Origin of the sequence: Morganella morganii H1r, from assembly GCF_000633515.1 — a bacterium.
Taxonomy (GTDB): domain Bacteria; phylum Pseudomonadota; class Gammaproteobacteria; order Enterobacterales; family Enterobacteriaceae; genus Morganella; species Morganella morganii_B.
The window spans coordinates 104,196-125,261 of sequence record NZ_AYMP01000023.1 but is presented as its reverse complement, the minus strand read 5'-3'; the positions used below and the strand labels follow the sequence as shown (position 1 = coordinate 125,261).

Annotated in this window: 16 protein-coding genes and 1 riboswitch; of the genes, 10 read left to right on the top strand and 6 right to left on the bottom strand. The window is 52.9% G+C overall.

What is annotated here, in order from left to right; all coding sequences use genetic code 11:
* Positions 1 to 96 precede the first annotated feature (96 nt).
* The 4 genes from dapB to U868_RS24130 all read left to right on the top strand — a co-directional run bounded on the left by dapB (position 97) and on the right by U868_RS24130 (position 7,179).
* Positions 97 to 912, top strand: a complete 816-nt coding sequence (gene dapB / locus U868_RS0113925) for a 4-hydroxy-tetrahydrodipicolinate reductase (RefSeq protein ID WP_025153819.1) — start codon at positions 97 to 99, stop codon at positions 910 to 912.
* Between the two features lie 435 nt (positions 913 to 1,347).
* Positions 1,348 to 2,487, top strand: a complete 1,140-nt coding sequence (gene carA / locus U868_RS0113920; protein ID WP_025153818.1) for a glutamine-hydrolyzing carbamoyl-phosphate synthase small subunit — start codon at positions 1,348 to 1,350, stop codon at positions 2,485 to 2,487.
* Between the two features lie 14 nt (positions 2,488 to 2,501).
* On the top strand, positions 2,502 to 5,729 hold the full coding sequence (gene carB / locus U868_RS0113915) for a carbamoyl-phosphate synthase large subunit (RefSeq protein ID WP_025153817.1): 3,228 nt from the start codon (positions 2,502 to 2,504) through the stop codon (positions 5,727 to 5,729).
* A 205-nt stretch (positions 5,730 to 5,934) separates the two neighbouring features.
* Positions 5,935 to 7,179 (top strand): YadA-like family protein, encoded by a 1,245-nt coding sequence (locus U868_RS24130; protein WP_025153816.1) that lies wholly within the window; start codon positions 5,935 to 5,937, stop codon positions 7,177 to 7,179.
* A 313-nt stretch (positions 7,180 to 7,492) separates the two neighbouring features.
* Here the strand turns inward: U868_RS24130 and dkgA are convergent, their stop codons facing one another.
* The 3 genes from dkgA to U868_RS0113895 all read right to left on the bottom strand — a co-directional run bounded on the left by dkgA (position 7,493) and on the right by U868_RS0113895 (position 10,335).
* Positions 7,493 to 8,317: a 2,5-didehydrogluconate reductase DkgA gene (gene dkgA, locus U868_RS0113905; protein ID WP_025153815.1), complete on the bottom strand. Its 825-nt coding sequence runs from the start codon at positions 8,315 to 8,317 to the stop codon at positions 7,493 to 7,495.
* 28 nt (positions 8,318 to 8,345) lie between these two features.
* On the bottom strand, positions 8,346 to 9,503 hold the full coding sequence (gene yqhD / locus U868_RS0113900) for an alcohol dehydrogenase (protein WP_025153814.1): 1,158 nt from the start codon (positions 9,501 to 9,503) through the stop codon (positions 8,346 to 8,348).
* 133 nt (positions 9,504 to 9,636) lie between these two features.
* A complete protein-coding gene (locus tag U868_RS0113895) occupies positions 9,637 to 10,335 on the bottom strand; it encodes a DedA family protein (RefSeq protein ID WP_025153813.1) in 699 nt (232 codons plus the stop codon).
* Between the two features lie 375 nt (positions 10,336 to 10,710).
* Between U868_RS0113895 and exbB the strand changes: the two genes are divergently transcribed.
* Both exbB and exbD read left to right on the top strand, forming a co-directional pair.
* A complete protein-coding gene (gene exbB, locus U868_RS23670) occupies positions 10,711 to 11,619 on the top strand; it encodes a tonB-system energizer ExbB (RefSeq protein ID WP_025153812.1) in 909 nt (302 codons plus the stop codon).
* Between the two features lie 6 nt (positions 11,620 to 11,625).
* Complete coding sequence (exbD, locus tag U868_RS0113885; RefSeq protein WP_004237145.1) at positions 11,626 to 12,048, top strand: TonB system transport protein ExbD; 423 nt, start codon at positions 11,626 to 11,628, stop codon at positions 12,046 to 12,048.
* Positions 12,049 to 12,080: 32 nt separating this feature from the next.
* Here exbD and U868_RS0113880 read toward each other — a convergent pair whose 3' ends face one another.
* Positions 12,081 to 13,259 carry a multifunctional CCA addition/repair protein gene (locus U868_RS0113880; RefSeq protein WP_025153811.1) on the bottom strand — a complete coding sequence of 393 codons (1,179 nt, stop codon included), beginning with the start codon at positions 13,257 to 13,259 and terminating at the stop codon, positions 12,081 to 12,083.
* Between the two features lie 31 nt (positions 13,260 to 13,290).
* Positions 13,291 to 13,908, bottom strand: coding sequence for a TIGR04211 family SH3 domain-containing protein (locus U868_RS0113875; RefSeq protein WP_025153810.1), 618 nt, complete (start codon positions 13,906 to 13,908; stop codon positions 13,291 to 13,293).
* A 228-nt stretch (positions 13,909 to 14,136) separates the two neighbouring features.
* On the opposite strand from U868_RS0113875, the gene U868_RS0113870 reads away from it, so the two are divergent.
* The 3 genes from U868_RS0113870 (at position 14,137) to hldE (ending at position 19,498) form a co-directional block, all read left to right on the top strand.
* Complete coding sequence (locus U868_RS0113870; RefSeq protein ID WP_025153809.1) at positions 14,137 to 15,105, top strand: inorganic triphosphatase; 969 nt, start codon at positions 14,137 to 14,139, stop codon at positions 15,103 to 15,105.
* Between the two features lie 45 nt (positions 15,106 to 15,150).
* Complete coding sequence (glnE, locus tag U868_RS0113865) at positions 15,151 to 17,979, top strand: bifunctional [glutamate--ammonia ligase]-adenylyl-L-tyrosine phosphorylase/[glutamate--ammonia-ligase] adenylyltransferase (protein WP_025153808.1); 2,829 nt, start codon at positions 15,151 to 15,153, stop codon at positions 17,977 to 17,979.
* 91 nt (positions 17,980 to 18,070) lie between these two features.
* Positions 18,071 to 19,498, top strand: coding sequence for a bifunctional D-glycero-beta-D-manno-heptose-7-phosphate kinase/D-glycero-beta-D-manno-heptose 1-phosphate adenylyltransferase HldE (gene hldE, locus U868_RS0113860; protein ID WP_025153807.1), 1,428 nt, complete (start codon positions 18,071 to 18,073; stop codon positions 19,496 to 19,498).
* A gap of 46 nt (positions 19,499 to 19,544) precedes the next feature.
* Here the strand turns inward: hldE and ubiK are convergent, their stop codons facing one another.
* Positions 19,545 to 19,805, bottom strand: coding sequence for a ubiquinone biosynthesis accessory factor UbiK (gene ubiK, locus U868_RS0113855; protein WP_004242156.1), 261 nt, complete (start codon positions 19,803 to 19,805; stop codon positions 19,545 to 19,547).
* A gap of 141 nt (positions 19,806 to 19,946) precedes the next feature.
* Positions 19,947 to 20,092, top strand: a riboswitch (FMN riboswitch).
* A 154-nt stretch (positions 20,093 to 20,246) separates the two neighbouring features.
* On the opposite strand from ubiK, the gene ribB reads away from it, so the two are divergent.
* Positions 20,247 to 20,900 (top strand): 3,4-dihydroxy-2-butanone-4-phosphate synthase, encoded by a 654-nt coding sequence (gene ribB, locus U868_RS0113850; RefSeq protein ID WP_025153806.1) that lies wholly within the window; start codon positions 20,247 to 20,249, stop codon positions 20,898 to 20,900.
* Positions 20,901 to 21,066: the final 166 nt, after the last annotated feature.

Here is a 21,066-nt window from a genome sequence, read left to right as displayed (position 1 = left end):
ATTGTGATTTTCTGATGATAGCTGCAGGTAACTGGTAATCCGGCCGGACAGCCGTTAATCTGCTGACATACAGACAGAAAACTGAGGATAACAAATATGGGTAAGTTACGGCTCGCGGTTGCGGGTGCCGGTGGCCGCATGGGACGCCAGCTGATTCAGGCGATTGCACAGAATGATGATGTGGTGCTGGGGGCGGCATTTGAGCGCGAAGGCTCCTCACTCACCGGAACTGATGCCGGTGAACTGGCTGGTACCGGCCGCAATGGCGTGATCCTGACGGCTGATCTGAACAGTCAGAAAGACAATTTCGATATCCTGATTGATTTCACCCGTCCGGAAGGCACCCTGACACATCTGGCGTTCTGTACCGCTAACGGCAAAGGGATGATTATCGGCACCACCGGGTTTGATGACGCCGGAAAAGCCGCTATTGCACAGGCTGCACAACACATTCCTGTGGTTTTTGCGGCGAATTTCAGTGTTGGTGTCAATCTGGTGCTGAAACTGCTGGAAAAGGCCGCCAAAGTGATGGGCGACTATACTGATATTGAAATTATTGAAGCGCACCATCGTCATAAAGTGGATGCACCGTCCGGAACGGCGCTGGCAATGGGAGAATCTATTGCCGGGGCACTGGGGGGTGACCTGAAGGATTGCGCGGTGTACTGCCGTGAAGGTTATACCGGGGAGCGGGAGCGGAACACTATCGGGTTTGCCACTGTGCGTGCCGGGGATATTGTGGGCGAACATACCGCGATGTTTGCGGATATCGGCGAGCGTGTTGAAATCAGCCACAAGGCTTCAAGCAGGATGACATTTGCAAATGGCGCGGTTAAGGCTGCAGCCTGGCTGAGTGATAAAAAGAACGGTTTATTTACCATGAAGGATGTGCTTGATCTGGAAAATTTATAATAAAATATAAATCACAACATATTGATAAGGCAGTGATATTTTAATATATCACTGCTTTAAATATTCTTTTTTTATAATTTCATGTCTGATGTCTTTTTTTTATCATTATTATCGCAATCGATCTCCTTTTTATCGCTGTTTTTGCCTTTTTCATCTTTTTTTCCGGTTGTGAGCCTTTTTTTCAGTCATCTCATCAAAAATTCAGTATAAAGCTGACAATGACACGGTTTTATCCCTATCAGCCCGCCTGTTTTGATCATGATGAGTAAAAAAATATAAAAAAGTCGATTTTTTCTGGACAACTGCCCGTTCGATCTTTAGAATGCGCCGCAATTTGTCAAAATTTGGTTAAATTTCTATTTTGGCATTGCTTTATAGCCCTAAATCTGAATTAATATGCACTAATTGTGATTTATTATTCCTCCGGAGGGTGTTGTGTTTAAGTCAGCAATCCTGGTTCTGCAAGACGGAACCACATTTCACGGACGCGCCATCGGCGCAGAGGGTGCCGTTACCGGCGAAGTCGTTTTTAATACCTCGATGACGGGGTATCAGGAAATTCTCACCGACCCCTCTTATTCCCGCCAGATAGTCACTCTCACTTATCCCCATATTGGTAATACCGGCACGAACAGTGCTGATGAAGAATCCCCGGATGTCTATGCGCAAGGCCTCGTTATCCGCGACCTGCCGCTGACCACCAGTAATTTCCGCAGTGAAGAAAGCCTCTCCGAATACCTGAAACGCCGCAACGTTGTGGCTATCGCCGATATTGATACCCGCAAACTGACCCGTTTACTGCGCGAGAAAGGCGCTCAGAACGGCTGCATCATCGCCGGTGAACACCCGGATGCGGCACTGGCCCTGAAAAATGCGCAGAGCTTCAGCGGGCTGAACGGACTGGATCTGGCGAAAGAAGTCACCACCGCACAGCCATACAGCTGGACGCAGGGTTCATGGACACTGGACGGCGGCTTACCGGCGGATAAAACAGCAGAAGAGCTGCCGTTTCATGTGGTGGCGTATGACTTTGGTGCCAAGCGTAACATTCTGCGCATGCTGGTTGATCGCGGCTGCCGTCTGACCGTCGTCCCGGCACAGACCCCGGCGGAAGAGGTGCTGAAAATGGCCCCGGACGGCATTTTCCTCTCCAATGGCCCGGGTGACCCGGCACCGTGTGATTATGCGATTAAGGCTATCACCCGTTTTCTGGAAACCGATATCCCGCTGTTCGGCATCTGCCTGGGGCACCAGTTACTGGCACTTGCCAGCGGTGCAAAGACCATCAAAATGAAATTCGGTCACCATGGCGGCAACCATCCGGTTAAAGACATTGAAAATGATGTGGTGATGATCACCGCGCAGAACCACGGTTTTGCGGTGGATGAGGCGACGCTGCCCGCGACACTGTGCGTCACGCATAAGTCACTGTTTGACGGCACATTGCAGGGTATTCACCGTAATGATAAACCCGCATTCAGCTTCCAGGGACACCCTGAAGCCAGCCCGGGCCCGCACGATGCCGCCCCGCTGTTCGACCACTTTATTGAACTGATGAAAAACGCCCGTCACTGATCAGGAGCAGAAAAATGGCAAAACGTACAGATATCAGCAGCATCCTGATTTTAGGCGCCGGTCCGATTGTTATCGGTCAGGCCTGTGAATTTGACTACTCCGGCGCCCAGGCGTGTAAAGCGCTGCGCGAAGAGGGTTACCGCGTTATCCTCGTCAACTCCAACCCGGCAACCATTATGACCGACCCGGAAATGGCGGATGCGACTTACATCGAGCCGATTCACTGGGAAGTGGTGCGCAAAATCATCGAAAAAGAGCGCCCGGATGCCGTTCTGCCGACTATGGGCGGACAAACCGCGCTGAACTGTGCGCTGGATCTGGAACGCCACGGCGTGCTGGCGGAGTTCGGTGTCGAAATGATTGGCGCGACAGCCGATGCGATTGATAAAGCCGAAGATCGCCGCCGTTTCGATATCGCGATGAAAAAAATCGGTCTGGATACAGCCCGTTCCGGTATCGCACACACCATGGAAGAAGCGTTTGCGGTCGCTGATGATGTCGGCTTCCCGTGCATTATCCGCCCGTCATTCACCATGGGCGGCACCGGCGGCGGTATCGCGTATAACCGTGAAGAATTTGAGGAAATCTGTACCCGCGGCCTGGATCTCTCCCCGACCAATGAACTGCTGATTGATGAATCGCTGATTGGCTGGAAAGAGTATGAAATGGAAGTAGTGCGGGACAAAAAGGATAACTGCATTATTGTCTGCTCCATCGAAAACTTCGACGCCATGGGGATCCACACCGGTGATTCCATCACTGTTGCTCCGGCACAGACCCTGACTGACAAAGAATACCAAATCATGCGTAACGCCTCGATGGCGGTACTGCGTGAAATCGGCGTGGAAACCGGCGGCTCCAACGTACAGTTCTCGGTGAACCCGAAAACCGGTCGCCTGATTGTTATCGAGATGAACCCGCGTGTATCACGCTCCTCTGCGCTGGCCTCCAAAGCGACCGGCTTCCCGATTGCCAAAATTGCCGCCAAACTGGCGGTCGGTTATACCCTGGATGAACTGTCAAACGACATCACCGGCGGCCTGACACCGGCTTCTTTTGAGCCGTCCATCGACTATGTTGTGACAAAAATTCCGCGCTTTAACTTTGAAAAATTCGCCGGTACCAATGACCGGCTGACCACACAGATGAAATCCGTCGGTGAAGTGATGGCTATCGGACGCACTCAGCAGGAATCGCTGCAAAAAGCGCTGCGCGGCCTCGAAGTGGGTGCGACCGGTTTTGACCCGAAAGTCAATTTGGATGACCCGGATGCACTGACCCGTATCCGCCGTGAGCTGAAAGAAGCAGGCGGTGAGCGGATCTGGTATATCGCGGATGCATTCCGCGCCGGGCTGTCAGTTGATGGCGTATTTAACCTGACCAACATTGACCGCTGGTTCCTGGTGCAGATTGAAGAACTGGTGCGTCTGGAAGAGCAGGTGGCGGAAGTCGGAATTAACGGCCTGACCCCGGAATTCCTGCGTCACCTGAAACGCAAAGGCTTTGCGGATGCGCGGCTGGCAAAACTGGTCGGTGTGGCGGAAGCTGAAATCCGCAAACTGCGTGACAGCTACCAGTTATGGCCGGTTTACAAGCGTGTGGATACCTGCGCGGCGGAATTTGCCACCGACACCGCCTATCTCTACTCTACCTATGAAGAAGAGTGTGAAGCGCAGCCGAACAACGATAAACCGAAAATCATGGTGCTCGGCGGCGGGCCGAACCGTATCGGCCAGGGCATTGAATTTGACTACTGCTGCGTACACGCGGCGATGGCGCTGCGTGAAGACGGCTACGAAACCATTATGGTTAACTGCAACCCGGAAACCGTTTCCACTGACTACGACACCTCTGACCGCCTCTATTTCGAACCGGTAACACTGGAAGATGTACTGGAAATCGTGCGTGTCGAGAAACCGGCCGGTGTGATTGTCCAGTACGGCGGTCAGACCCCGCTGAAACTGGCGCGCAGCCTGGAAGCCGCCGGTGTGCCGGTTATCGGTACCAGCCCGGATGCGATTGACCGCGCGGAAGACCGCGAGCGTTTCCAGCAGGCGGTTGTCCGCCTCGGCCTGAAACAACCGGCAAACGCCACAGTATCCAATATTGAGCAGGCGGTTGAACGGGCAAAAGAGATTGGTTATCCGCTGGTGGTGCGTCCTTCTTATGTGCTGGGCGGCCGTGCGATGGAAATCGTCTACGACGAAACAGACCTGCGCCGTTACTTCCAGAACGCGGTCAGCGTCTCCAATGACGCACCAGTGCTGCTCGACCGCTTCCTCGATGATGCGATTGAAGTGGATGTCGATGCTATCTGTGACGGTGAGCAGGTGCTGATTGGCGGCATTATGGAGCACATCGAACAGGCGGGGGTTCACTCCGGCGATTCTGCCTGCTCGTTACCGGCTTACACGCTGAGTCAGGAAATTCAGGACGTGATGCGCGACCAGGTGAGAAAACTGGCGATGGAACTGCGCGTGCGCGGCCTGATGAACACCCAGTTCGCGGTCAAAGATAACGAAGTGTATCTGATTGAAGTCAACCCGCGTGCGGCGCGTACAGTGCCTTTTGTCTCCAAAGCCACCGGGGTGCCGCTGGCGAAAGTCGCAGCCCGTGTGATGGCCGGACAGACCCTGGCGCAGCAGGGCATGACAAAAGAAGTTATCCCGCCGTACTACTCGGTGAAAGAAGTGGTGCTGCCGTTCAACAAATTCCCGGGCGTTGACCCGATTTTAGGGCCGGAAATGCGCTCAACCGGGGAAGTGATGGGCGTGGGGCGCACCTTTGCGGAAGCCTTTGCCAAAGCGATGCTCGGCAGCTCTTCCTCACTGAAGAAAAAAGGCCGTGCGCTGCTCTCTGTCCGTGAAGGGGATAAAGCACGGGTGGTGGATCTGGCGGCAAAACTGCTGAAACAGGGTTTTGAGCTGGATGCCACACACGGTACTGCGATTGTGCTGGGTGAGGCCGGTATTAACCCGCGTCTGGTGAATAAGGTACATGAAGGTCGCCCACATATTCAGGACAGAATTAAAAATGGTGAATACGATTACATTGTGAATACCACCGCCGGACGTCAGGCGATTGAGGATTCCAAAGTGATCCGCCGCAGTGCCCTGCAATATAAAGTGCATTACGACACCACCATGAACGGCGGCTTTGCCACCACGCTGTCTCTGAATATGGATCCGACAGAGAGAGTGATTTCAGTGCAGGAAATGCACAGCCTGATTACGGATAAATAAGGTGATTAATTAGTATAAAAAATCCGCTGCGGCGGATTTTTTTATATCTTTATATATAAGTGAGAATTAAAAATAAATTCAATAAGAATGATATCTTAATTATGTTTTTTGCTTTTTTTTGTGTTTACTTTTTGTTTATTCTTTTTTCGGGTGGTTGTCAGTATATTTTCGGCAGATTGATTTTAACTGTTATCAGGATAACCCCATGAAAAAAAGTATATTAGCTTTAATTATTTCACCTTTATTTATACACACAGCAAATGCACAGTCATTTACAGAGGTTACACCTCATGGTCTTGGCTCAGGTACTTTATTTGAATTCGCCGGAGAAAAAGCAGACGGTGATCGTGCAGTTGGTGTTTCTGAAATAGAGCAGGTTACACAAAGTCTTGGTCAATTTATTTTAGAGAACTATGAGTATGTGGATGATGTCCGGAAAGACTCATCGAAAAAAGCAGCAGAACTGGATGGCAGAGTCACACAGATACATCAGACAGTGACTGACACCAGCGGACGGGTTAATACATTAGAAGAACAGAATGAGTTTTTAGAAAATAAAACGCAGGCGATGGATGCTCAACTGGATATTACCGCCAGAAAAGCGGAGCACAACAATACACTTATCGGTACCCTTCCTGCGTTAATAAAACAAGAAGTTGAGAAGGAATCTGAAGCACACCAGAGGTATGTTGATAAACGGATTATACCGCTGGAACATGTTCTGTATTCAAATGAGTACTTATTACTCGAAGAACAGAATCACGCTAAATCGGCCAAGGTCGTCACTCAGTCACTTCTCAGTGCAACAGAAGAACTGGAAACTGACGTTGACAAACTGAAAAATAAAGTCCGGGCAGTGGAGCTGCAGGCCGGTTTTGCAAAACATTCGGCGTATACCAGTGAGAAAGATATCCGCGAAAACAAGAACCAACTCGGCGTACAGTCCCGGGATATCGCAAAAAACAAAAAATTGCTCGAATCCGCTAAAGTGGTGACCTCCGCTATCACTGATGCCACGTTAGCGCTGGAAGCGGATGTGGCGAAGATGGATACCCGTATCAGCAACGCATCGAAAAAAGCCGGTACGGCCACAAATATTGCTAATCAAAACACACGGCATATTGCTGAACAGAAAGTGAAAGTTGAGAAAAACACGCTGGATATCCTGAAAAACCGCCAGGATCTGCGTTCCCTGGAAAAGGATTTACGTGAAACCAACGAGCGTCTTGATAACGGCCTGGCGGCCAGCGCGGCACTGAATGGTTTATTCCAGCCGTACGGTGTCGGCAAACTGAATATCACTGCGGCTGTGGGCGGATACCAGTCCACTCAGGCAGTTGCAGTGGGAACCGGTTACCGGTTCAACGAGAACATCGCCGTGAAGACCGGTATGGCATACACCGGTTCGAACGACGTGATGTACAACATGGCGGTTAACCTTGAATGGTAACGCTATGTTATTGTGACTGAAAGGTCATGTTTCATATACTCCTCCTTTCATATCGACGTTTGAATTTATTTTTAATAAATAGTGAATTAATTATATTAATGACAGTAAGACTGAAATTCAGATAATTAATCCTGCTATATTTGCCATGCTTTGGGAAATGCATATTGCGTTCGTGTATTTCCCCTTTTTTATTTTCCGGTAATATTTTTTTCATGAGACTATATAAAAATAGTTTTTTGTATGATGGTTATCAGATAAATAAAAACCACCTGTATAATTTATACAGATGGCTTTCAGACAGTAACTAACTAAATTAATTAAATTCTTTTGGATCCGGTCCTAAGCGGGTATCAGAATCCAGAGACTGAATGTGTGAGAGTTCTTCTTTCTCCAGACGGAAATCAAAGACATCAAAGTTTTCCTGAATCCGTGAAGGCGTGACTGATTTTGGTATCACAATCAATCCGCGATCCAGATGCCAGCGAATCACTATCTGCGCCGGGGTTTTCTGATATTTTGCCGCTAATGCCTGAATGACATCAGTATCAAAAACACCTTCCCCCCCCTGTGCCAGCGGGCTCCAGGATTCAGTATGAATAGAATGGGTCGCATTCCAGGCCTGCAGTTCACGTTGTTGCAGCAGCGGGTGAAGCTCAATCTGATTGAGTACCGGTGCCACGCCGGTTTTGTGGATAATGCGCTGCAAATGCCCGATATCAAAATTACAGACGCCGATACTGCGGGTCAGTCCGGATTTCTGTAATTCAATCAGCTGCTCCCAGGCGGAAACATAATGGTCTTCTGCCGGTGCGGGCCAGTGGATCAAATACAGATCCACATAATCGAGCTGTAACTTTTTCAGGCTCTCTTCCAGCGCTTTACCGGCGTGCTGCTGATCGCTGTTCCACAGTTTGGTGGTGATAAACAACTCGTCGCGGGGAACGGTGGTCGCTTTCAGTGCTTCACCGACACCTTCCTCGTTCTGATAAATCGCGGCAGTATCAATCAGACGGTAACCGGTTTCCAGTGCGGCCTGCACCGCAGCGCCAACCACGTCGTTTCCGGCTTTCCAGACACCCAGCCCCAGTTGCGGCATTAAGTGTCCGTCAGATAAGGTAACTAATGCAGGTTTGTTCATGTGGCCTCCAATCAGTATTTATAGTGTATCAGACGGCAGCCCGGTAGATCCGTTCACTGACTTCCGGTGTGATGTCCTGGTGTTCACCCAGGGCGGTCTGGCCGTGTTCGGTGAGTTTGGCAACCAGTTTGGGAATGCCGCTGTCATCAATCTGATAATCAGAGAAGCGGGTTTTTACGCCCAGATCTTCAAAGAAAACGCGGGTTGCTTCAATGGCGCACTCAATCCGGCTTTCTTCGGAACCGTCTGTCAGATGCCAGACGCGCTCAGCGTACTGTAATAATTTTTCGCGTTTGGTTTTGCGTTTTTCCCGCAGCAGTGCCGGTAATACAATAGCCAGAGTTTGCGCGTGATCTAATCCGTACAGCGCGGTAATTTCATGGCCCAGTGCGTGTGTTGCCCAGTCCTGCGGCACACCGGCGCCAATCAGCCCGCTCAGTGCCTGGGTGGCTGCCCACATCACATTGGCGCGGCTGTCATAATCTTCCGGATTAGCGAGTACTTTCGGGCCTTCCTCAATCAGCGTCAGCAGAATGCCTTCTGCAAACCGGTCCTGAATTTTGGCATTCACCGGATACGTCAGATACTGCTCGAGAGTGTGAATAAAGGCATCGATCACGCCGTTGGCTGTCTGGCGCGGCGGCAGAGTGTACGTAGTCTGCGGATCAAGAATCGCGCATTTCGGATGCACCAGCGGGTGACCGAATGATTGCTTGTCACCGGTTTCACGGCGGCTGACCACAGAAAAACAGTTGGTTTCAGAGCCGGTGGCCGGCAGTGTCAGCACACAGGCAATCGGCAGTGCACTGCGGATATTGCGGCCTCCGGTAGTGATGATGTCCCACGGATCGCCCGGATAATCCACGGCAGCGGCAATAAACTTGGTGCCGTCGATAACGGAGCCGCCGCCGACTGCCAGCAGGTAACTGATGTCATGCTCACGGATATATACGATCGCTTTTACCAGTGTTTCATAGGCCGGGTTCGGCTCGATACCTGAAAATTCATGGACATCATAACCATCCAGGGCAGTCAGTACCTGTTCGTAAACACCGTTACGCTTAATACTGCCGCCGCCGTACAGCATCAAAACGTTGGCATCTTTCGGGATTTCACTACTGAGTTTGGCGATTTGTCCTTTGCCGAAACGGATTTTTGTCGGGGTGAAAAGCGTGAAATTGTTCATTATTTCTCCGGGTAAGATTAGGAAAAATGAAGCGGATAACCATTAAGTGTAGTGTAAATCAGGGCGGGTGTGGTGGCGAACCGTATTGTGCTGTCCGGCAGGCAGCAAAAAGGCACCCTCAGGTGCCCTTAGCTTACTTCTTATGAACGCGGTGACGTCTGCGGTTAAGCAGGGCACGGCGTCTGCGGTAGTGGCGGATCAACAAATACAGGGATGCCCCGACACCGACAATCAGGAAAAAGACCGGGATCAGCAGCAGCGCGGTCATTACGGTTTTTTCATGTGCTTTGACAAACGGGATCTGATTGAGCACATACCCGAAGGTGGTAATAATCGCCACCCAGAGGAATCCGCTCAGCCAGTTAAAGAACTGAAAACGGCGGGCCGGCAGTGAGGAAAGACCTGCCAGCATCGGCAGCAGAGTACGGACAAAACCGAGAAAACGACCAATCAGCAGGGCATACAGACCGTGGCGGTTAAACAGCACTTCGGCTTTCTGATGATAATTTTTCGGGATCTGCGTCATCCAGCGCCTGACGGTTTTGGTATCACTCAGCCAGCGCCCCTGAACAAAACCCAGCCAGCTGCCGAACCCGGCGGCGGCGGTCAGAATGGCCAGCGTCGGCAGGAAATCCATCACGCCCTTCGCAATCAGTGCGCCTGACAAAATCAGCAGGGTATCCCCGGGCAGAAACGCGGTGGGCAGAATGCCGTTCTCCAGCACAATAACGGTGAAGAGGATAGCGTAAACCAGCCAGAGGACTTCGGGATTAGAGAGTGTGGCAAAATCGTGAGACCAGAGCGCACTCACAATCTCTGATAAACTAGACATTAGATTTCCTGTAAAACGAGATCCGGAACAACGGTACAGACAGTGTATCGTAAAAATTGCTCACTCGTTTGATTTGATCGGGTTTTTCTTCCGATTCACTGACGGTATAAAGGGAGGCTGGTGAATCATATCCTGTGTACAGTTCCTGTGCGTTTTATTTGTGAGGGCACTGGGCAGACTGCTGAAAACCCTTAGCATTCTGTGTGGTATTTTCCGCCGGAATCGCATTTTTTTGGTAAACGGTAATGATAATTACTATCAAATTGCTCAGGGTTTGGTATGATCAGCGGGTTTCGTTTTTGGGTAGCGATGAATAACACGATTTATTTTTTGCTGAGAAAGAGTTCATAACAAAAGAGAGTTGAAGGCCAACTGATGCGTAATTTGACCGTTTCTGTGCTATTGGCATTATGTTTAACCGGCAGTGCATTCGCAGACAACACTGCTGCTGTCACACCAGCGACAACAACACCTGTCACCGCGCCGGCAGCAACAGCCGCTCAGCCTGCTCAGACACCGGAACAACCGGCAGCCCCGGTATCTGCAACCGATGTTTCTGTTCAGGAAATCAGTGCTGCACCGGCAGACGGTAACCGTGGCTTTGCGGCGGAATTGTCCGTGATTTCCATGTATCAGGGCGCGGATGTTATCGTTAAAACGGTTATGATCGGCCTTATTATCGCCTCAGTGATTACCTGGTCTATTTTCTTTGCCAAGGGTGCTGATCTTATCGCTTCCCGCCGCCGTATCCGCCGTGAAGCGGCTGCTATCAAAGATGCCCGCTCGCTGGATGAAGCCGCAGCCATCGCCGATACATTCGGGAAAAAGAGCGTCACCCGGATGCTGGTACTTGACGCCGTGACTGAACGGACGGCATCAGAAAAAAGTCGTGACCTGAGTGGTATTAAAGATCGTGTGGCATTCCGCCAGGAGCGTATTGTTGCCGGTGTTGCCCGTCATATGGGGCGCGGTAACGGTTATCTGGCGACTATCGGGGCTATCTCACCGTTTGTCGGTCTGTTTGGTACCGTATGGGGTATCATGAACAGCTTTATCGGTATCGCCCACTCACAGACCACCAACCTCGCGGTTGTGGCGCCGGGGATCGCAGAAGCACTGCTGGCAACGGCACTGGGTCTGGTCGCGGCAATTCCTGCGGTCGTTATCTACAACATCTTTGCCCGTATGATTTCCGCTTACCGTGGTGATCTGGGTGATACCGCAGCACACACTATTTTATGGCTGGGCCGTGATCTCGACCTGGCAGACAGCAAAGCAGGGTAATATCTGATGGCAATGCGTCTTAACGAAGAGTCGGATGACAGCGGCGAATTGCATGAAATTAACGTCACACCTTTTATTGATGTGATGTTGGTTCTGCTGATCATCTTTATGGTGGCCGCACCGCTGGCAACCGTTGATATCAAAGTGAATCTGCCTGCCTCAACGGCAAAACCACAGCCGCGCCCGGAAAAACCGGTCTTCCTGACGGTGAAAGCGGATAACCAGCTGCTGGTGGGCGAGCAGGAAGTCACAAAAGAAACACTGGCTCAGATCCTGGATCAGACCACGGAATCCAATAAGGAAACCACGATCTTCTTCCAGGCAGATAAAACAGTCGATTATGAAACGCTGATGGGCATTATGGATGCCCTGCGCAAAGCGGGATATCTGAAAGTCGGGTTAGTGGGTATGGAGTCTGCGGAGAAATAATCATCCGCAGCTGAAGTGAAAAAAGCCGTTCATCATGAACGGCTTTTTTGTTGCCACTCCCGGATAGCCTCAGCGCGGCGGCGGGAGAGCTCGGCTTTGATGTCCGCGCCTTTAAAACCGGCCTCAATCACCGGTTTGACGGCAACCTGTTGTACCAGCGTGAAAGCCTCAGCCAGTAATTTTCCCTGCGGATAATCTGCTGCGTCCGGTGCTATCCGGCTGCGGTAATCCGCCTCACAGAGGATCGCCAGCTGAGAAATGCGCTCAGGCTTGCGCCAAGCATCCAGTGAATCAAACAGGGTAATGATATCGTCTGCCGTCAGATGGCTGATGTCATGAACAGTCCGGTAATCACGGGTGGCAAGCAGAGCCAGATCCCGTGCCGGGTTCGGCACCCGCAGGCGTTCAGACATCTTTTGAATTGCGGCTGTTCCCTCTGCGGTACTGTGACAGCTCAGGTAAAGGCACAGCGCAGCAAAGCGGATATCTGTGCTGTCTGTCAGAAGCACTGTCCGGCGCAGGAGTGCGGCGGTCAGAATGTCATAACCGGTCTGCCCGTCAGTGGTGCAGAACAGGGTTTCCAGCTCCGGAAACAGCACCGCCAGCGCACCGCAATCACGCAGTACCGCGAAATAGATATCCGGACGCAGGCTGTTCAGGGCTTTTTCTGTCTCTTTCCAGACCCGTTCCGCCGTCAGATGAGTAAGTTCTCCCTGCTGCGTGATGGCAGACATCAGCCCGAGGGTTTCCGGCGCAATCACAAATCCCTGCGGTGCAAAACGGGCAGCAAAACGCGCCACCCGCAGCACACGCAGCGGATCTTCTGTAAACGCCGCAGAAACATGACGGAGCACCCGGTTTTTCAGATCATCCGCCCCGTGATACGGGTCATGCAGCGTGCCGTCAGCCGATTGCGCCATGGCATTGATGGTCAGATCCCGGCGCTGTAAATCATCTTCCAGCGTGACATCCGGCGTGCTGTAACAGGCAAATCCGGTGTATCCGGCTCCGGTTTTCCGCTCTGTCCGCGCCAGGGCATACTCCTCCCGGGTATCCGGATGGAGAAAAACAGGAAAATCACGTCCGACCTGCTGATAGCCGCGCGCCAGCATCATCTCAGGGGTGGCACCGACGACCACCCAGTCTCTGTCAGAAACAGGCAGTCCGAGCAGGGCATCACGGACGGCACCGCCGACCAGATAAATATCCACGTGTCTCTCCGTACTGTGGTTACTGTGAGGCTCAGTTCATCCAGCGATCTTTTTTCTTGCGGCGCGGGATCATATGCGGCAGCAGCAGGCCCAGCAGCAGACCGGCACCGGCTACACCGCCGCCGTACATAAACCATTGCAGGATAATATCGCGCTGTTTGTCATCCAGCTGAACACTGATGGCATCCAGTTTTTTCTTTGCGACCACAACCTGATTACGCAGGCTGTCATTCTCTTTTTTCAGGTTATTAATGATATCATCACTGGCAGCCACACGGTTTTGCATGTCAGCCGTTTTTTCGTTCCAGGTGCCGTCGATATTGGCGAGTTTGCCGCGCAGAGTTTTAATTTCTTCTTCCATCGCCGGTACGCGCTCTTTCAGGCTCGGCGTTGTGCTCAGCAGCTCTTTCGGTAACCAGACATCGCGGTTTTTACTGTCACGGACACGGACAAAACCGCTTTCATTATTCACATCAAGAACGGTGACTTTTTCACCGGAATTGAGTGAGCCGGCAATGCGGTAGCGGTTGCTCGGGCCGCTGTGAACATAGGTGGAGAGGTCATCAGAGACATAACGGATTTCTTCAGCATGTGCGGTAATGCTGACGGTTGCTGCAAACAGCAAAGGGAGTAAGGCGAGTTTTTTCATCGTCATAAGCTTTATCAATCGTTGGTTATGAATAGCATACTAATGAGTTAAGTGTGCGGGTGCAAACGGTAAACAGCCATGAGATTACTCTTAACAGCGGAATAAATGACGGGATAAAGTGGATAAACAGCGAAAAATCCGGCTGTTTATAACAAATGAGTGTCATCTTTATCACGAATGCAGGGTCAGACTGACGATAAATAACGGTATAAGATTACGGGAATGTCTATGAGTGATTACGAAACAGAACTGAAATTTGCAGTAAAACCGGAAGCTATCACGGCGGTGATCGCCGCGCTGACCACTTTTCCTCATCAGCATTTCCGTGCTGTCCGCCTGACCAACAGCTATTTTGAAACAGCTGACGACACACTGCGGCAGTGGGACATGGGGCTGCGGATCCGGGGGTGTGATACCGAATATGAAATGACCCTGAAAACCGCCGGAAACGATATCGGCGGATTGCATCAGCGACCTGAATATAATATCCCGCTGTCCCGCCCGGAACTGGATTTATCAGCACTGCCTGCTGACGTCTGGCCGCCGGAAACGGATGTCGCGGCGCTGCAATCATCACTGCGTGCCCGCTTTACCACCGATTTCGCCCGTGAAAAGTGGCTGCTGACGGTCAATCACAGTGTGGTGGAAGCGGTGCTGGATCAGGGCAGTGTGGTTGCCGGAGAAGCAGAACACCCTATCTGTGAATTTGAGATGGAGCTGAAAGAGGGCACCGCCGCTGATTTGCTGACAGCAGCCAAAGCCCTGGCTGAATTACCGGGGCTGCGCCTTGCCGGACGCAGCAAAGCGGCGCGCGGTTACTGGCTGGCTCAGGGCGCCCCGGTACCGGAACTGCCTGAACTGTTCACAGAGTGGGATCCGCAGACTCCGCTGACGGATGTGGTTGTCCGTCTGATCAAACAGTGGCAGAGCCTGGAAGAAGCCTGGCTGCTGGATGCGGACGGTGCATTACCGGCATTGCGGCAAACCCTTTCTCTGCTGCTGATACTGGCGGACAACTATCCCGGCGCAGTGCCTGATTTTGTCCGTGACTGCCCGCTGCCGGAGGTGGCATCGGCACTGGCGGCGGCGGATGCAAAATCTGCGGATGTCTGTTTCAGTCCGGTATGGTTGCAGTGTAAACTGGCTTTCACGCAATGGGTTTTCGCACTGTGGATGGCGGCTCCTGCCATGCCGTAACCGGTGCTGAGCTGTTATGTGAATCTGATAACAAAAGGAACATTGATGCTGCCGCTGACCCCGATACTCCGGCAAGCCGCTGAGCGGGTAACCGCCCGGCTTGATACCGGACTGGTGCCGTATTCTGAACAGGAAGCGCTGATTTTTGCCGGCAGTGATTTTGTGGCGGAGCAGTGTATCCGCCATCCGGACTGGCTCTCTGCCCTCCGTGACACCCCGCCGCAGCCGGATGAATGGCAGAATTATGCCGCCCGCCTGACGGAGATGATGGCAGATACCGCACAGGAAGAGGATGTGATGCGGGTGCTGCGCCTGTTCCGTTATCAGATGCTGATGCGCATTGCGGTCATGCAGATCCTGCGCCGGAGCACAACGGAAGAGACACTGCGTCAGCTCAGTGAACTGGCGGAAGTGCTGATTATCGCCGCCCGTGACTGGCTTTATCAGCGCTGTTGTGCGGACTGGGGCACGCCCTGTTCGGCAGACGGCAGCGCGATGCCGCTGCTGATCCTCGGGATGGGAAAACTGGGTGGCGGCGAACTGAATTTTTCCTCCGATATTGATCTTATTTTTGCTTATCCGGAAAACGGTGTCACACAGGGGGGCCGCCGTGAGCTGGAAAATGCGCAGTTCTTTACCCGTCTGGGACAAAAAATTATCAGAATGCTGGATCACACCACGGCGGACGGTTTCGTCTACCGCGTGGATATGCGGCTGCGGCCGTTTGGCGACAGCGGGCCGCTGGTGTTCAGTTTCTCCGCCCTGGAAGATTATTATCAGGAGCAGGGCCGTGACTGGGAGCGCTATGCGATGGTCAAAGCGCGTATTCTCGGCCGTGATGATTCTGCTTTCAGTGAGATGCTGCGCCGGATGCTGCGCCCGTTTGTTTACCGCCGCTATATTGATTTCAGTGTGATCCAGTCTCTGCGCAATATGAAAGGTATGATTGGCCGTGAAGTCCGGCGGCGCGGGCTGACCAGCAATATTAAACTCGGTGCCGGGGGCATCCGGGAAGTGGAGTTTATCACCCAGGTCTTTCAGCTGATCCGCGGCGGACGTGAGCCGGGATTACAGACACAATCCCTGCATGCGGCGCTGGCCGAAATTGCCCGTCTGGGGCTGCTCGGTGAGGAGCAGGTTGCGCAGTTACTGGATGCTTACGTGTATCTGCGGCGGCTGGAAAACCTGCTGCAGGCGATTAATGACAGCCAGACACAGACCCTGCCGGACTCACCGCTGGATCAGGCCCGGCTGGCTCAGGGGATGGATGCCGCTTCGTGGGCGGATCTGGAAACGGTGCTGAACAGCAAAATGGCGGCAGTGCATCAGATTTTTACTGATCTTATCGGCGATGATGATGAGGAAAGTGAGGATGAAACCGCCTTACAGCCATTTATTTCGTTGTGGGAGAGTGAGCCGGAACTGACGGATATTACCTCATTGTTTGAACTGAATGAGGAGGATGCCGCACAGTTTCTTACCGGTTTACAGGGGTTCCGGCAGGATCTCGGCAAGCGGACCATCGGGCCGCGCGGACGGGATGTGCTGGATCACCTGCTGCCCAAACTGCTGGCGAAACTGGTATCCCAGCCGGATACACAACGGGTGTTGCAGCGCCTGACGCCGCTGCTGCTCAGCATTGTCAGCCGGACAACCTATCTGGAACTGCTGCTGGAATCCGATGTGGTACTGACCCATGTGGTGCGGTTGTGTGCGGCATCCCCGATGATTGCCGTGCAGCTGGCGCGCCATCCGTTGCTGCTGGATGAACTGCTGGATCCGGCTTCACTTTATCAGCCGCTGCCGCTGAATGCGTACCGTGATGAGCTGCGTCAGTATCTGATGCGGGTTCAGGAGGACGATGAGGAACAACAGCTTGAGGCACTGCGCCAGTTTAAGCAGGCGCAGTTGCTGCGGATCGCAGCGGAAGATATCACCGGCGTGCTGCCGGTGATGAAAGTGAGTGATCATCTCACCTGGCTGGCAGAAGCGATGATCGGCGCCGTGGTTCAGCAGGCGTGGGGGCAGATGGTCAGACGTTACGGCGAACCTGCGCATCTGACCCGCGGCGGGGATAAAGGTTTTGCGGTGATCGGCTACGGCAAGCTGGGCGGCCGGGAGCTGGGCTACAGTTCTGATCTCGACCTGGTGTTTCTGCTGGATTGCCCGGAAGGAACACAAACCACCGGCCCGCGTGAGATCGACGCGCGGCAGTTCTATCTGCGGCTGGCGCAGCGCATTATGCATCTGTTCAGCACCCGTACATCATCCGGCGTGCTGTATGAGGTGGATGCCCGTCTGCGTCCGTCCGGGGAAGCCGGGATGCTGGTCAGCACGCTGGAGGCATTTGCGGATTACCAGCAGAACAGTGCCTGGACCTGGGAACATCAGGCGCTGATCCGCGCCCGTCAGGTCTATGGTGATGAGGCGATTGCCGCCCGTTTTGACGGTATACGCCGCGATATTCTGTGCCGTCAGCGTGATAACGCACAGCTGAAACTGGATGTCCGTGAGATGCGCGAAAAGATGTATCAGCATCTCGGCAGCCGTGACGACAGCGTGTTTAACATCAAAACCGATCCGGGCGGGATCACGGACATTGAATTTATCGCCCAGTATCTGGTGCTGCGTTTCGCGCCGGAGAATAAGGCGCTGATACGCTGGTCTGATAATGTCCGGATTTTTGAGCTGATGGCTGATTATGATGTGATGCCGGAAGAGGAGTCACTGCGGCTGACAGCGGCCTATATTATGATGCGTGACAGACTGCATCATCTTTCTTTACAGGATAAATCCGGCGTGGTGCCGCTGACGGAATTTGCTGCTGAGCGCGAATTTGTCCGCGCCCGCTGGCAGCATTGGCTCGGGGAATAAGCACCGGTTGCCGCACGCGGGATTTTCTGTCCGGCAGCCGGTTTGTGATATTATCAGTAACAATTTCGTTATTCATAAGGTGGAGCAGGGGATGAAAGTAACACTCCCGGATTTTCAGAATGCCGCAGTTTTAGTCGTCGGTGATGTGATGTTAGACCGTTACTGGCACGGCCCGACCAACCGGATCTCCCCGGAAGCCCCGGTACCGGTGGTGAAAGTCACTGAAATTGAAGAGCGCCCCGGCGGCGCGGCAAACGTGGCCATGAATATCGCGTCTCTGGGCGCAAATTCGCGCCTCGTGGGGCTGACCGGTATTGATGATGCCGCCCGCGCACTGACTGAGCGCCTGAATGATGTGAAAGTCCGCTGTGATTTTGTCGGCCTGCCGACACACCCGACGATCACCAAGCTGCGTGTCTTATCCCGCAGCCAGCAGCTGATCCGCCTGGATTTTGAAGAAGGTTTTTCGGATGTTGATCCGCAGCCGATGCTTGAGCGTATCGCACAGGCACTGCCGCACATCGGTGCGCTGGTGCTGTCTGATTATGCCAAAGGCGCACTGGCGCATGTGGAAGAGATGATCGCACTGGCCCGTAAATCCGGCGTGCCGATCCTGATCGATCCGAAAGGCACCGATTTCGCCCGTTATCGCGGTGCCACCCTGCTGACGCCGAATATGTCTGAGTTTGAGGCCGTAGCCGGGAAATGCACTGATAATGCCGATATCGAAGAAAAAGGCCTGAAAGTTATCCGTGATTTCGATTTGCAGGCACTGCTGGTGACCCGTTCCGAGCAGGGCATGAGCCTGCTGCGTCCGGGACAGCCTGCCCTGCATCTGCCGACACAGGCGCAGGAAGTGTTTGATGTGACCGGTGCCGGAGACACGGTAATCGGTGTGCTGGCAACCTCGCTGGCTGCCGGGAAAACCCTGGATGAATCCTGTGCGCTGGCCAATGCCGCTGCAGGTGTTGTGGTCGGTAAGCTGGGGACATCCACCGTATCACCGGTTGAGCTGGAAAATGCCGTGCGTGGCCGCAGCGATAACGGCTTTGGTGTGATGACTGAAGCAGAGCTGCATCAGGCGGTGGCGGATGCCCGTCAGCGCGGCGAGAAAGTGGTGATGACCAACGGCTGTTTCGATATTCTGCACGCCGGGCACGTCTCTTACCTTGCCAATGCGCGCAAACTGGGGGATCGCCTGATTGTGGCAGTGAACAGTGATGCTTCCACCAAACGTCTGAAAGGCGAAAGCCGTCCGGTTAACCCGCTGGATCAGCGGATGATTGTGCTTGGTGCGCTGGGTGCCGTGGACTGGGTGGTGCCGTTTGAGGAAGATACGCCGCAGCGTCTGATCGCTTCTGTTCTGCCGGATGTGCTGGTGAAGGGCGGGGATTACCGTCCGGAGGAGATCGCAGGCAGTGAGGAAGTGCGGGCAGCTGGCGGGGAAGTGAAAGTCCTCAATTTTGAGGATGGCATTTCCACCACCAATATCATCAATACGATCAATAAATCAAAGTAACCGGCTGATTATGCAGGAGATACGCACGGCGTATCTCCTGTTGTCATTATTCGCCGCCTTTTTCCGCCAGACGCGCTTCCAGCTCTGCCAGACGTTTTTCCATCTGCGACAGTTTTTCGCGGGTGCGCAGCAGCACCTGAGTCTGCACATCAAACTCTTCGCGGTTGACTAAATCCAGCTTACCGAGTTGTGACTGTAAAATGGCACGCATCTTTTTATCGATATCCGCTCCGATCTCCCGCACACCTTTCGGCAGCGCGCTTTGCAGCTGTGTGGCAATCTGTTCAATTTTTTTCGGGTCAATCATGATTTTTCCTTTCTGAGCCTGAGGATCGTTATGCCGCAAATAGTAACCTGTTACGGGATTCTGAACCAGTCTGAGTTCTCATTTTGAGCCCCCGGTAAAAATAACCACTGGCTGAGATGATTTATCGGGGGTATAGTAATCACGCTATCTCAGGGCGGGGTGAAAGTCCCCACCGGCGGTAAACATTCCATTGCGAATGAAGCCCGCGAGCGCTTCACCACGGTGAAGGTCAGCAGATCCGGTGTAATTCCGGGGCCGACGGTTATAGTCCGGATGGGAGAGAGTCAGCATCAGCCGGGCAATATCCGCCCGTCCGATCGCATATCATTCATTATCTGCACAGGTAGTAATCTGTTGCAGCATGATTTTATGATATATATGCAACTCCTAAGATGCCCTGGTTCTGGTAATCATTTTTAATTACGATGAGGTTTATTTACCATGAATCAGACGCTGTTATCAGATTACGGCAATCCGATTGAACGTGCAGAACGTGCTATTGCAGCTATCCGTCAGGGACGGGGAGTGATGGTACTCGATGATGAAAACCGTGAAAATGAAGGCGACATGGTGTTCGCCGCTGAAACCATCACCGTTGAGCAGATGGCACTGACCATCCGTCACGGCAGCGGTATTGTGTGCCTGTGCCTGACTGACGAACGCCGTCAGCAGCTTGAGCTGCCGATGATGGTGGAGAACAACTCCAGCCAGTTCAAAACCGGCTTTACCGTAACGATTGAAGCCGCACACGGTGTCACCACCGGGGTGTCTGCGGCTGACCGCGTCACCACCATCCGCGCTGCGGTGGCCGATGGCGCTGTTCCGGCGGATCTGAACCGTCCCGGTCATGTATTCCCGCTGCGTGCGCAGAACGGTGGTGTGTTAACCCGCCGCGGTCATACCGAAGCCTCTGTTGACCTGGCAACGCTCGCCGGTCTGAAGCCGTACGGTGTGCTGTGTGAACTGACCAACGATGACGGCTCAATGGCCCGCGCACCGGAAGTGATTGTGTTTGCGAAAGCCCATGATATGCCGGTTGTGACGATTGATGACCTGGTGCAGTACCGCGAACAGTTAATGGCGAAAGCGGGCTGAGATCACTGACAGGGTCAGTAACTGAACAAGACTGAAATCCTGAGATGCCGCTGCTGACACAGCGGCATTTTTGTCTCCGCTCTCCCGTCATATTTTTTGAATAACTTCATCATGATTACCCTGCGTGATAAATCCCGGAATGGCATACACTGATCTCAGTGAATAA

Excerpts from the sequence above, each read along its gene's own strand:
- dapB (WP_025153819.1), top strand. The coding sequence starts at position 97 with ATGGGTAAGTTACGGCTCGCGGTTGCGGGTGCCGGTGGCCGCATGGGA.
- U868_RS0113875 (WP_025153810.1), bottom strand. The coding sequence starts at position 13,908 with ATGAAAAAACTCGCCTTACTCCCTTTGCTGTTTGCAGCAACCGTCAGC.
- U868_RS0113895 (WP_025153813.1), bottom strand. The coding sequence starts at position 10,335 with ATGTCTAGTTTATCAGAGATTGTGAGTGCGCTCTGGTCTCACGATTTT.
- exbB (WP_025153812.1), top strand. The coding sequence starts at position 10,711 with ATGCGTAATTTGACCGTTTCTGTGCTATTGGCATTATGTTTAACCGGC.
- carB (WP_025153817.1), top strand. The coding sequence starts at position 2,502 with ATGGCAAAACGTACAGATATCAGCAGCATCCTGATTTTAGGCGCCGGT.
- ubiK (WP_004242156.1), bottom strand. The coding sequence starts at position 19,805 with ATGATTGACCCGAAAAAAATTGAACAGATTGCCACACAGCTGCAAAGC.
- ribB (WP_025153806.1), top strand. The coding sequence starts at position 20,247 with ATGAATCAGACGCTGTTATCAGATTACGGCAATCCGATTGAACGTGCA.
- U868_RS24130 (WP_025153816.1), top strand. The coding sequence starts at position 5,935 with ATGAAAAAAAGTATATTAGCTTTAATTATTTCACCTTTATTTATACAC.
- exbD (WP_004237145.1), top strand. The coding sequence starts at position 11,626 with ATGGCAATGCGTCTTAACGAAGAGTCGGATGACAGCGGCGAATTGCAT.
- hldE (WP_025153807.1), top strand. The coding sequence starts at position 18,071 with ATGAAAGTAACACTCCCGGATTTTCAGAATGCCGCAGTTTTAGTCGTC.
- yqhD (WP_025153814.1), bottom strand. The coding sequence starts at position 9,503 with ATGAACAATTTCACGCTTTTCACCCCGACAAAAATCCGTTTCGGCAAA.
- U868_RS0113870 (WP_025153809.1), top strand. The coding sequence starts at position 14,137 with ATGAGTGATTACGAAACAGAACTGAAATTTGCAGTAAAACCGGAAGCT.
- dkgA (WP_025153815.1), bottom strand. The coding sequence starts at position 8,317 with ATGAACAAACCTGCATTAGTTACCTTATCTGACGGACACTTAATGCCG.
- glnE (WP_025153808.1), top strand. The coding sequence starts at position 15,151 with ATGCTGCCGCTGACCCCGATACTCCGGCAAGCCGCTGAGCGGGTAACC.